General features: G+C 32.1%; 11 protein-coding genes. 8 read left to right on the forward strand and 3 right to left on the reverse strand.

Features of this window, described 5'->3' with window-relative positions; translation table 11 throughout:
- Positions 1-29 precede the first annotated feature (29 nt).
- The 6 genes from RYO54_RS11175 to RYO54_RS11200 all read left to right on the forward strand — a co-directional run bounded on the left by RYO54_RS11175 (position 30) and on the right by RYO54_RS11200 (position 6,670).
- Positions 30-1,325, forward strand: coding sequence for a GntP family permease (locus tag RYO54_RS11175; protein ID WP_315118627.1), 1,296 nt, complete (start codon positions 30-32; stop codon positions 1,323-1,325).
- 34 nt (positions 1,326-1,359) lie between these two features.
- The gene (locus RYO54_RS11180) at positions 1,360-2,913 is read left to right on the forward strand and encodes a CoA-transferase (protein WP_315118628.1); all 1,554 of its coding nucleotides are present in this window, start codon (positions 1,360-1,362) and stop codon (positions 2,911-2,913) included.
- A 31-nt stretch (positions 2,914-2,944) separates the two neighbouring features.
- Complete coding sequence (locus RYO54_RS11185; RefSeq protein ID WP_315118630.1) at positions 2,945-4,081, forward strand: acyl-CoA dehydrogenase; 1,137 nt, start codon at positions 2,945-2,947, stop codon at positions 4,079-4,081.
- Between the two features lie 24 nt (positions 4,082-4,105).
- Positions 4,106-4,903: an electron transfer flavoprotein subunit beta/FixA family protein gene (locus RYO54_RS11190; RefSeq protein ID WP_315118632.1), complete on the forward strand. Its 798-nt coding sequence runs from the start codon at positions 4,106-4,108 to the stop codon at positions 4,901-4,903.
- Positions 4,904-4,916: 13 nt separating this feature from the next.
- The gene (locus RYO54_RS11195; protein WP_315118634.1) at positions 4,917-5,939 is read left to right on the forward strand and encodes an electron transfer flavoprotein subunit alpha/FixB family protein; all 1,023 of its coding nucleotides are present in this window, start codon (positions 4,917-4,919) and stop codon (positions 5,937-5,939) included.
- A 137-nt stretch (positions 5,940-6,076) separates the two neighbouring features.
- Positions 6,077-6,670 (forward strand): HutD family protein, encoded by a 594-nt coding sequence (locus RYO54_RS11200; protein WP_315118636.1) that lies wholly within the window; start codon positions 6,077-6,079, stop codon positions 6,668-6,670.
- A gap of 72 nt (positions 6,671-6,742) precedes the next feature.
- On the opposite strand, the gene RYO54_RS11205 is transcribed toward RYO54_RS11200, so the two are convergent.
- Entirely contained in the window at positions 6,743-8,467 is a 1,725-nt protein-coding gene (locus tag RYO54_RS11205) for a methyl-accepting chemotaxis protein (RefSeq protein WP_315118638.1), read from the reverse strand.
- Positions 8,468-8,765: 298 nt separating this feature from the next.
- On the opposite strand from RYO54_RS11205, the gene RYO54_RS11210 reads away from it, so the two are divergent.
- The gene (locus RYO54_RS11210; protein ID WP_315118640.1) at positions 8,766-10,070 is read left to right on the forward strand and encodes a dicarboxylate/amino acid:cation symporter; all 1,305 of its coding nucleotides are present in this window, start codon (positions 8,766-8,768) and stop codon (positions 10,068-10,070) included.
- A 96-nt stretch (positions 10,071-10,166) separates the two neighbouring features.
- On the opposite strand, the gene RYO54_RS11215 is transcribed toward RYO54_RS11210, so the two are convergent.
- Positions 10,167-11,537 carry an MATE family efflux transporter gene (locus RYO54_RS11215; protein ID WP_315118642.1) on the reverse strand — a complete coding sequence of 457 codons (1,371 nt, stop codon included), beginning with the start codon at positions 11,535-11,537 and terminating at the stop codon, positions 10,167-10,169.
- A 193-nt stretch (positions 11,538-11,730) separates the two neighbouring features.
- Between RYO54_RS11215 and msrB the strand changes: the two genes are divergently transcribed.
- Positions 11,731-12,189 (forward strand): peptide-methionine (R)-S-oxide reductase MsrB, encoded by a 459-nt coding sequence (gene msrB, locus RYO54_RS11220; RefSeq protein ID WP_315118644.1) that lies wholly within the window; start codon positions 11,731-11,733, stop codon positions 12,187-12,189.
- Between the two features lie 38 nt (positions 12,190-12,227).
- On the opposite strand, the gene ytaF is transcribed toward msrB, so the two are convergent.
- Positions 12,228-12,851, reverse strand: coding sequence for a sporulation membrane protein YtaF (gene ytaF / locus RYO54_RS11225; RefSeq protein WP_315118672.1), 624 nt, complete (start codon positions 12,849-12,851; stop codon positions 12,228-12,230).
- Positions 12,852-12,897 lie beyond the last annotated feature (46 nt).

A 12,897-nucleotide genomic window follows, 5' to 3' on the forward strand; every position in this document is an offset into this window, starting at 1 on the left:
CAAATTATATAAAACAAGGAGGGTATTAAATGTTAAGTATTTTAGGGTTATTTCTAGGATTAGGACTATTAGCTTTTCTTATTATGAGGGGCTACCACATCATTATAATAGCCATTTTATGCTCAGCTATAGTTGCTATTACAGGCCAATTAAATCTTTATAATGCCATAACTGATACATATATGGCAGGGTTTGTATCTTTTTTCAAATCTTATTTTCCTGTATTTTTAGTTGGTACTATATTTGGTAAATTCATGGAAGAAACAGGTGCTGCTGCATCCATAGCTCATTTAATAGTTTCAAAACTTGGAAAGGATAAGGCTGTCCTTGCTGTAACCTTAGCTTGTGGTATTTTAGCTTATGGCGGCGTTAGTGTATTTGTTGTTGGTTTTACCGTTTATCCTATAGCTCTAATGCTGTTTAAAGAAGCTAATCTCCCTCGTAGATTCATACCAGGAACGATTATATTCGGTTCTATAACTTTTGCTATGACTTGTCCTGGCACCCCTCAAATTCATAATATTATTCCTATTAAATTTTTAAACACAACGCCAATGGCAGGAACTACTGTAGGATTTATAACTGCTGCCATCATGCTAGTGGTTGGTCAGATTTGGTTGGAAAAAATGATTAAAACAGCTGTTAACAATGGAGAACACTTCATTTCTAGAAATTCAGATAATATAAAGTCTAATGGAGATAAGGGACTACCTCCTGGATTCTTATCATTATTGCCCTTGATTAGTTCAATAATATTTTTAAACGTATTTAATTTCAAGGTAGAGGTAGCTGTTCTATGCGGTAATATTATAGGACTTATTATTTTAAATAAATATGTAGAATGGGAAAAACTTTCTGATGATTTTGGTAAAGCTTCTGTTTCTGCTGTAAACGCCATAGCTAATACTTGTGCTGTTGTTGGTTTTGGTTCAGTAGTAAAGGCTGTTCCAGCTTTCACAATCTTAGTTGATGCCATAGTAAAAATACCTGGTCCTCCACTAGTTGGGGCTGCTATTGGAGTTTGTTTAGTAGCAGGTATAACAGGTTCTGCTTCTGGTGGCATGGGAATTGCTGTACCATTGTTATCACCTATTTTCTTAGCTAAGGGAGTTGCTCCTGATGCACTGCATAGAATTTTAGCTATAGCCGCTGGAGGATTAGATTCCTTACCACACAATGGTTATGTAGTAACTACGTTAAACGGTATTTGTGGAGAATCTCATAAAGATGGATACGGACCAGTATTTTGGCTTACAGTTGTTCTACCAATTATAGCAACGGGATTTGCAATTTTATTATTTACATTATTCCCCAACTTACCGTAGAAAATAAATATTTATAAATATAAGGAGGATTTGCATGTGTAAAATAATTTCATCTAAGGCTGCTATTGATTTAATTAAAGATAATCAAACCTTGGCTATTGGAGGATTTGTTGGTTTTACCATTCCTGAAGAACTTTTAGTTTCACTTAAAGAAAAATATTTAAGTGAGGAAAAGCCAAATAATCTATCAATTTTCTATTGTGCAGGTATAGGCGATGGAAAAGAAAGAGGATTAAATCATCTTGCTTATGAAGGTTTAATTGGAAAACTTTATTGCGGTCATATTGGACTAGCACCTAAATTAGGCGCTTTAGTTTCCAAAAACCTGTTTCCAACTTATACAGTTCCTCAAGGAGTTACAGTCCATCTATTGCGTGCCATTGCGGGGAAAAAACCTGGAGTATTAACTCATATTGGCTTAAAAACCTTTGCTGATCCAAGAATAGAAGGCTGCTGTGCAAATGAATTAGCAAAAAAAGAATCTATTGTAGATCTTATATCAATTGGAGGAAAAGACTATTTATTATATAAGTCATTTCCTATTGACGTATGCTTCATTAAAGCAACTACATCAGACACTCACGGAAATTTAACTTTCGAAAATGAAGCAGTATTTGCAGACCAACTTTCTATGGCTGAGGCTACTAAAAATTCCGGTGGAATTGTTATAGCCCAAGTAGAAAGAGTTACAGAATACGGAACTCTAGATCCTCATAGAGTCAGAGTCCATAGTCATCTAGTAGATTATGTAGTAGTAGGTAAACCAGAAAATTGTCCTCAATCTTTCTTATACCCAAACTTTGTTCCTGAATGGACAGGACAAATAAAAAGACCTTTAGACAGCCTTGAAGCAATGGATTTAAATGAACGAAAAGTTTGTGGAAGAAGAAGTGTTTTAGAAATAAAGAAAAATATGCTAGTAAACTTAGGAATTGGAGTACCTGAATCCGTTGCCGCTGTTGCTGGTGAAGAAGGAGTTTCAAGTGAGTTTACATTGACTATTGAATCTGGAGTAATGGGCGGTGTTCCTGCCTCTGGTCTTGGCATAGGTGCCACATATAATCCTGAAGCTATTCATGAACAAGGATTTATATTTGACCTATACGATGGTGGTGGAATAGATGTAGCTTGCTTAGGTGCAGCTGAAATTGATAAAAAAGGTAATGTAAATGTTAGCAAATTTGGTGGTAGAGTTGTAGGCCCAGGAGGATTCGTGAATATATCTCAAAGTACAAAAAAAGTTATCTTCTGTGGTACCTTCACTGCTAAAGGATTAGAAACCAATATTAAAGATGGCAAATTAGAAATATTACAAGAAGGTAAAAGTAAAAAGTTTAAAGATGAAGTAGAACAGATTACTTTTAGTGCTGAATATGCAAATGAATCCGGCCAAAATGTTTTATATGTTACAGAAAGGGCTGTATTCAAACTAACTGATAAAGGCCTTATGCTAATAGAAATTGCTCCAGGAATAGACTTAGAAAAAGACATATTGGCTAATATGGAATTTATGCCATTGATATCAGAAGATTTAAAAGAAATGGATGAAAGAATTTTTAAAGAAGAAGTTATGAAAATTACTATTTAAAATTATTATTAAATTCAAGGAGGCTATATAAATGAAATTTGATTTTACCAGTGAGCATGTTATGATCAGACAAACTATTAAAGAGTTTGTTGATAATGAAATAACTTCTATAAGCGCAGATATTGATAAAACTCAAAGATTCCCACGAGAAGTTTTTGAGAAATTAGGTGATTTCGGTTTTTGTGCTATAGGTTTCCCTAAGGAATACGGTGGTGCTGAGGGAGATGAAATATCAAAAACTATAGTACTAGAAGAGATCTCTAAAAAAAGCGGCTCTATTTCCGCTATATTATCAGTTCATTATCTTCCTGTTAATTTAATATTTAAATTCGGTACAGAAGAGCAAAAGAATAAATATTTACCTCAAATGATAGGCGGTCAATGGTTAGGAGCCTTTGCTTTAACCGAGCCTAATGCTGGATCCGATGCCTCTAACGTGCAGACTACTGCTGTATTATATGAAGATGAATATATATTAAATGGAACAAAATGCTTTATTACAAACGGCGGCGAAGCAGATGTTTATGTGATTCTTGCTATGACAGATAAAAGCAAAGGAACTAAAGGAATGTCAGCTTTCATAGTAGAAAAAAACACCCCTGGATTTACCATAGGAAAAATAGAAGATAAGATGGGAATTCGAGCTTCTTCTACTGCAGAATTAATCTTTGAAAATGTTAAAATACCTAAAGAAAATCTACTTGGAAGAGTTGGAGAAGGTTTTAAAATTGCAATGGCTGGACTAGATGGTGGAAGAATAGGAATTTCCGCTCAGTCTCTAGGTATTGCTGAAGGAGCTATGGAAGAAACAATAAAATATCTTAAAGAAAGAGCTCAATTTGGTAAGCCATTAATTAAATTTCAAGGTTTGCAATGGTATTTAGCAGAAATGGAGGCAAAAATAGATGCCTCAAGACTCCTTGTTTATAAGGTATCTTACTTAAAAGACTCCGGTAAACCATTTACTAAAGAAGCTGCTGTGGCAAAACTATTTGCTTCAGAGACCGCTATGTTTGTAACCCATAAAGCAGTTCAACTTCACGGTGGATATGGCTTTATGACAGATTATCCATTAGAAAGAATGATGAGAGATGCTAAAATAACGGAAATATACGAAGGAACTTCCGAGGTAATGAAGATTGTTATTGCCAATCAAATCATTAAATAAAAATTTGTTAAGGAGGATGAATTAATGAAGATTGTAGTTTGTATAAAGCAAGTTCCAGATACTAATGAGGTAAAAATCAATCATGAAACTGGAACCTTAATTAGAGATGGAGTGCCTAGTATAATAAATCCTGACGATAAATATGCTTTAGAAGAAGCTTTACGTATAAAAGACAATTTTGATAAGGTACATGTTACTGTATTAACCATGGGACCGCCCCAAGCTGAACTAGCTTTAAAAGAAGCTATTGCAATGGGTGCAGATGAAGCCATTTTATTAACTGATAGAGCCTTCGCTGGTTCTGACACTTGGGCAACCGCAACTATTTTAAGTGCGGCTATGGATAAAATAGCAGACTATGACATAATATTCTGCGGTAGGCAAGCAATTGATGGAGATACAGCACAAGTTGGCCCAGAGCTCGCTGAATTTTTAGATCTACCTCAAATTACTTATGTAAATAAACTAGAAATTAATAAGGATGAAAATGAAATTATAGTCCATAGAGCTGTTGAAGATGGGTACTATACTATAAAATCTAATATGCCAATTTTATTAACAGCAATTAAAGGATTAAATGAGCCTAGATATATGTCCACTTGGGGCATATTTCAAGGCATTCCTAATGCCCCTATAAAAAAGTGGTCTTTAGATGATTTAGTTATAGACACTACACAAATTGGATTAAAGGGTTCTCCTACAAATGTATTTAATACCTTTGTACCTGTACGTAAATTTGAGGGAGAGAGGATTACCGGCTCTACAAATAAAGAAATAGCAGATAATTTAATCTCAAAATTAAAAACCATTCAAATATTATAAGGAGGCAGATCATATGACAAAGGCAAAAGTAAATACTGGAATTGATATAAATGATTATAAAGGCATTTGGATTATTGCTGAACAAAGAGAAGGTAAGCTTCAGCCTGTCTCATTAGAGCTTTTAGGAATTGGTAGAGAGTTAGCTGACAAGCTACATGTAGAACTTACAGCAATACTATTAGGGGATAATTTAGATGTGGCTGCTAATGAGCTAATTAAATACGGCGCCAATAGAGTTGTATTTAATAGCCATAAATTACTTCATACTTATACTACTGATTTGTATACTAAAGTTATAGCTGATTTAATATTTGAAAGAAAGCCTGAAGCAGTGTTGATTGGTGCCACTACTATAGGGAGAGATTTAGCTCCAAGGCTGGCTGCAAGAGTTGGAACTGGTCTTACTGCTGATTGTACAAAGTTAGATATAGATGAAACCGATGGAAAAATACTTCAAACTCGCCCCGCTTTCGGTGGAAATTTAATGGCAACAATAGTATGCAAAAATAATAGACCTCAAATGTCTACCATAAGACCAGGTGTTATGAAAAAATTACCTTATGATCCACAAAGAAATGGATGGGTAGAAACATTAACTCCTACTTTAAGGGAAGAAGGCATAAAAGCTAAAGTTATAGAAATAATCAAAGAAAGAAAAGAAAGAGTTAGCTTAACTGATGCAGAAATAATAATATCTGGTGGTAGAGGCCTTGGAAATAAAGAAGGCTTTGAATTGATAGAGAAATTAGCAAATAAACTAGGAGGTGTTGTAGGATCCTCTAGAGCTGCTGTGGATAATGGATGGATACATTCCTCTCATCAAGTAGGCCAAACAGGTACTACAGTAAGACCTAAATTATATATTGCTTGCGGTATTTCTGGAGCTATCCAGCACTTAGCTGGCATGAGCGAAGCAGAATGCATAGTTGCCATAAACAAAAATCCTGACGCACCAATATTTAAAATTGCTAATTATAGCATAGTTGGCGATGTATATGATATTATACCTGAAATAATAAATTCTCTGGATAGTTAATATCTAAAATTAATAAATATACATTTAAATAATCATAAAAAAATGTGTAGTATGCATAATCAAGCTAAAGCATACTACACATTTTTTAATATATATTGTAGAATTAAACTATAAATATTTAACTTGGAGGGATAATTATGGCATATACTGTAGAATTGATAAAAAAAGAGGATCAAAAAACAAGCTGTTGGTCTGGAGGAACGACAACTCAACTAGCAATATATCCTCCTTCTTCTGACTATGGAAAGCTTAATTTTAAATGGAGACTAAGCTCTGCAAAAGTTGAGGTTGAAGAATCTACCTTTACAAATTTGCCAGGTATTTGGCGACATATAATGGTAATAAATGGAGAATTAAAACTAAATCACGAAGGACATCATAACATAAATCTTAAACCCCTTCAAAAGGATAGCTTTAGTGGAGATTGGACTACTAAAAGCTATGGTAAAGTTACAGACTTTAATCTAATGCTAAACAAAGGTTGTTCTGGAGATATATCTCCTATAATACTAAATAAAAATTGCAGCTTTATAGTTAATTCCAACTTATCTACTACTGAAGCATTATATTGTGTACAAGGGTCTATGGAAATAGTTATAAATAAAGATGATAAAATAACATTAAATATGGGAGACCTTTTGCTCATAAATAAAGAAAAAGAAGATATTGAAATAGAATTAAATAGTAATAATGAAGATTCTATAGCAATCAGAGGATGTATAAATTACTAATAAGCAACCAATGAACTAACTAATAAACCATTAAAAGGGATAATTCCCAAAAAGAAATTATCCCTTTTTAAATTAAACTATTTTAAATTGTCTAACTGTACTTATCAAGTTATCTTTTCCTTTATTTAATGAAGACACTTCCTTTAATATGCTCTCTGTAGCTGCAGCAATTTCCTCAGTATTCTGTGCAATATTGGAAGTACTATTTGCCCCTTCGTCCGCCGCTGAAGCTACATTATTAATTACTTCTACAACGCTTTTTATTGAAGATAACAGCTCTTCAGAAGTGGCACTAAAATCTTCTGATATTTGGTTATAATATGAAGCATCTTTGCTATATTCATCACATACTTTAGTGGTATTATTGTACACTTCATCCATATCCTTATCCATGAACTGAAGAACTTCTTGAGAATTAATTTTAAGATTTTCAACAGCATTTAGTACAATTCCTGTTGTATCTTGTATTTCTTTTGCCCTCTTTTTTGATTCCTCTGCAAGCTCTCTTATTTCTTCTGCAACTACAGCAAATCCCCTTCCCGATTCTCCTGCTCTTGCTGCTTCTATTGCAGCATTTAATGCAAGCAGGTTTGTCTGAGAAGTAATCTGTAAAATTGCATCCGTTAAAAGCTTTATTTGTTCAATAGATTTAGAGTCTCTTATGGACTTATCCATTTTATTATTGATATTTTCTTTTAATTCATGAGCTAGTTGCTGTGATTTCATTGCCTCTTCCTTTAACTTGCTAGCTTTATCTAATATGTTTATGGAACTTATAGCTCCTTCTTCAGCTTTTATTGCTATCTTCTCAATTGCCTTTTCAATTTCTTGAGATGTAGCACTCATCTCCTCAGCAGAAGCTCCTGTCTCTTCCATACTAGCAGATAATTCTTCCGCCGCCGCTGATGTATTATGTACTTTATAATTAAGTGTGTCCATATTTAAGCTTATATTTTCAACAGATTTCCCTGTATACTCTGATTGTTCTAATACATTTTTAATAATTTCTTTTATAGAAATGTTCATTTTTTCTACAGCCTTAGTCACATCACCCATCTCATCTTTTCTTCCTATTAGTTTTTCTGAGATGCTTTCACTAAAATCTCCTGTGGATAATTTATTTAAATAAACAATAGTATCCTTCAATGGCTTTACTAGTGAATTTGATATAATTTTTGTTAAAAGCATTCCTATTAGAAATATGAGAATTAGAACTGTGGTAATAATCTTTACAGATGACTCATATTTATCTTGGCTAAAGTTTTTGAAATCACTAGCTTCTCGTATATTATAATTTGATAAATCTACTAAAGCATCTTGATAAGTTTCAATTAATTCACTTATAGAATTAAACTTTTTTATAGCTTCTTCAGATTTTCCCTCTAAGGCTAATGATATAATCTCTTCCCTTTTTGTTCTATATTCATCTAGATTTTTCTCCATACTCTTTACTATTTTATTTTCTTCTTCACTATCCATTCCTACTTCTTTAAATCTTTCTATATCTTTATCAAATCTTGCTACTCTTGTTTCTATGTCAGTTATTATCTTTTCTTGCTCAGAAGAATTTCCTATTGATAATATAAGCTTCATTATATCTCCTTCTATAGCCCTCGCTTGAGCTCTAGAATCATTTATAACTTCCACACTAATTAAATTTTTTTCATAAAGTTCTTTAAGATAATTATTTGTGTTTTTATTAAAATAAAGTCCTACTCCTCCCATAATGCATAAAAAGCTCAACATGCTTATAGCCATGAGTCGTAGTTTGTTTATAACTTTTAAATTGTCGATCATATTAGTCCCCCTTATCTATTATAAAATTATTTTTTATGATTTTCATTATTTATATATTTAATGGATTCTACAAAAATTTACATAATAAAGCACAAAACTGGTTTTATTTACTATTATATAAAAATATATATTATTCGATATTAAATGTCAATAAGCAATGCCTAATATAAAAAAATTTAAATACTCTATTGATTTTTTTTGATAACATGATATACTTACGCTATAATACATAGTAAACATATGGGTAATGTATATTTAATTATTATTAGACAATCTTTAAAAAGAAAGGTGATTGTATATGAATTTTATATTTTTTATAGCCTCATTGTTATTTTTATATTTTCTAAAGAAGAAAAAAATTAGCTTTGGCAATAGAGTTCTTATCTCCATGGTTCTAGGAACCATGGCGGGAGTAATTTTAAAAGGAAATGTACAGTTTATTGAGATTTTAGGAAAAGCATATGTTAATTTAATTAAAATGCTAGTTATACCTCTTGTAATATCTACTGTAATATCTAGCGTTACTTCATTAGAAGATCCTGATAGGCTTAAAAAAGTAGGAATAAAGACCATATCCTGGTTATTAATTACCACAGCAGCAGCATGTATAGTTGGAATAATAGTATCTCTAATGATAAATCCAGCTGCTGGAATAAACTTTGTAAAAGACCCTAGTTTTGAAGCTAGAGAAATTCCTAGCATAGCCAATGTAATTCTTGATATGGTTCCATCTAACCCTGTTTCAGAGATGGCTGATGGTAAAATAATACCGGTTATCATATTCTCTGTACTAGTTGGAGTAGCTATAACTATTGAAGGGGCAAAGAATGCCTCTATAGTAAAACCAGTAAAAGATTTCTTTAAGGGTTTTTCGCAGATTATGTTTAGAATCACAAAAATAGTTCTTAGGTTTACCCCTTATGGAGTGTTAGGACTTATGGCCTCTGTTTCTTCTAAATATGGTTTAAGCACTATTTTATCTCTTGGAAAATTAATCATTGCAGTTTATTTGGCTTGCATTTTACAAATGGTATTAGTTCATGGAGGGCTTTTAGCATTTGTAGCTAAGGTAAATCCTATTAAATTCTTCAAAAAAATGTACCCTGCTCAAGTTGTAGCTTTTACTACAAGAAGTAGTTATGGCACATTGCCAGTGACCATAAAGTGCCTGACTGATAGCGTGAAAATTTCTGATAAAATTGCAAGCTTTGTTGCTCCTATGGGTGCTACTATGGGCATGAACGGTTGTGGCGGAATATATCCAGTTATTGTAGCTATGTTCGTGGCAAAAATATTTAATATACCAATGAATTTTTATAGCTATATAGTATTGGTTTTAGTGACTACAATTTCTTCCATCGGCACTGCAGGGGTACCTGGAACAGCATCAATTATGGCTACAGTAGTTCTAGCAAGTATGGGACTTCCTATAGAAGGAATTGCAATGGTTATCGGTATAGACACAATTTTAGATATGGCTAGAACTGTAACTAATGTTACTGGTTCCTCTGTAGCAGCATTATTAGTTGCAAATTCAGAGAATGAGTTTAATAGAGAAGAGTTTAATTCTAACGAAGATGACAAATTAGAATTAAGTGCATAAAATTAATATAAATAAAAAAGTATGTGATGCTTACTCTTAACATCACATACTTTTTTATTCCGTATATCTTTCATGGCATGACTTTTAATTATAAGTTTAGTTTATATAACTTGATATAACTTTTCTTTGCCAACTATTTTTTCTATAAATAGCAAATCCGTATAAACATATTATTAAATTACTAAAACTCATAGAAAACCATATACCTGAAGGTCCTACAGTGGTAAAATATTTAAACATTAATATCATAGGTAATCTAACAAACCAAAGACGTCCAATTTCCATAGCCATGGAGTATTTAGTGTGGCCTGATCCTTGAAAAATCCCCTGAAGCACACTAAATATCCCCATAAGAGGCATTGAGAAAGAAATATATTGAAGATAAGTAATCCCTTGTGATATAACTTCTTGGCTATCTCTAGATTGTATAAAGAAATTAATTATCTCTTTATCTTTCCAAATTAAAAATACACATCCAACTATTGAAAATGAAACAGTAAGCTTTAGAGATTTTATAAAAGCTTCCTTTGCTCTGTCTATTTGATCGCAACCTAAGTTTTGACCAACAATAGAAGTCAATGCTGTCCCAACTCCCATAGCTGGTTGCATTACAAGGGATGTGATCCTATTAACCATTCCGAAAGCAGCGATTGTTGCATTTCCATAAGATACTATAAAACTATTTAAAACTATAAATCCTAATGCTGAACCAGATTGTCCAATTGAAGAGGGCAATGCTACATCCACTATACTTTTTATTATCTCTTTATTAAACTTAAAGTTTTTAAAATTTGGCTTAATCATAGTAGAAGAATTCATCAATACATATAACCCGGCAATAGCAAGTATAGCTTTGGATAGTAATGTGGCTATGGCAGCTCCTGCTATTCCCATATTAAATGTAAATATGAAAATGGGATCTAGCACAACATTAACTATGGCACTTATAGCACTTAATATAGTTGGAGTTACCGTATTCCCTTGGGCATTCATAATTGAATTAAAGTTAAAAAATAGAAAAGTAAACGGCATATCTAAGAAAGTAATTTTTAAATATATATTACTATACTCCCCTAATTCGCCTGTTCCTCCCATCAATTTAATAACAAAAGGACTGACAATGTACCCTATAATTGCAAAACAAATAGAACATATTAAAGACATTACAATAAGCTGGCTTGCATATTTATTTGCTTCCTTATATTTTGATGCACCGATTAGTTGAGATAACAGCGATGTACCAGCAATAGATAGCCCTATCCCTAGGGATATAAACAAAAAGTTTACTGGCCATACAAAAGAAGTAGCCCCAAATTGAACAGAGCCTAATTTACTAACCCAAACTCCATCCGCTAAATTATAAAGTGTTTGAATTAAGTTGTTAATCATAATCGGCAGAGATAGTGTAATAATTAATTTGTACATATCTCCCTTAAGTATTAAATTCTTTTTTTCTTGAACTTCCATTAACCCCACCCTGTCCTAGTAAATTTTAAATTTGTAACATATCGATTATATCACTAAATACTAAATAATATTAATTAAAATTTACAAATATTTTATTAGTTACTAAATTATAATTCTTTTTCTATTTCTCTTAATAAAATCTATGTTATTTTGGTAAAATATTTATAAAATGAAATAATCAGAGGTGAAGTTTATGAAAATCAAAAAGTATGGAAAGCCAAATGCTGATGAATTAAAAAGAAGTCTTACCCCTCTACAGTACAAAGTAACCCAAGAAAGCGCTACAGAAAGAGCTTTTGAAAATGAATATTGGAATAATAAAAAAGAAGGTTTATATGTTGATATATGTAGCGGTGAACCTTTGTTTTCATCTAATGATAAATTCGATTCTGGATGTGGTTGGCCTAGTTTTGCAAAGCCTGTAGATGAGTCTACTATAACTAAAAAAGAAGATCTTTCTTATAATATGCGTAGAATAGAAGTAAAAAGTAAATCCGCTGATTCACATCTCGGTCATGTATTCAAGGATGGACCAAGAGACAGAGGAGGTTTAAGATATTGCATAAATAGTGCTTCTTTAAAATTTATACCTGTTGACGATTTAGAAAAAGAAGGTTATGGAGAGTATTTAAAGCTTTTTGAGAATGATTAAATTAGCTTGTTGTGCTAGTTAATCACTAGCACAACAAGTTACTTTAGCTTCAGAAAAGCTAATCCTATCAATATTAATCCAGACAGCCATGATAAATTAAGTTTTGTTTTTTCAACAAATTTTCTACCTAAAAATAGTCCTGCCCATACAGCAACTGCGTCAGTTATTAAAGAAAAGAGTACTACTTGCTTATAATTAATATTTCCTAAAGCACTGGCGAAACCTACTGCTAATGAATCTAGAGAAAGAGCAGCGGCTAAATAAAAAGCTTCTTTTGATTTAACAGATTTTAAGCTATTCGATTCCTCTTCACTTTCACTGACATATATATTTAATACAAATCCTAAATCATATAGTTTAAACTTTATTGATTTATCTGAGTTTTTATTCTTTTCTGCATAACTTTTAATAATACTCTGTACTATATATCGTCCACCTAATAATAGTAAACCTGTAAAACTTATTATTGTACTAATATTTCCTGGTAAGAATCTTTTTACTATAGAGCCAAAAAACAATGATATAGCAAGAATAGATGAACAAACTAAATTAATAATCTGTATAGATACAAAAGGTATTTTTACTTTATTTGTTCCATAGGCAATACTGGCTACAAATGCATCCAAGGAACATGATGCTGCTAATAATAAAGCTTCCATGATAATGACACTCCTTCATATTTTTCTTTTTATGCTAATATAGTATAAA

The sequence above is a fragment of the uncultured Clostridium sp. genome (assembly GCF_963515715.1).
Taxonomy (GTDB): Bacteria; Bacillota; Clostridia; order Clostridiales; family Clostridiaceae; genus Clostridium_AW.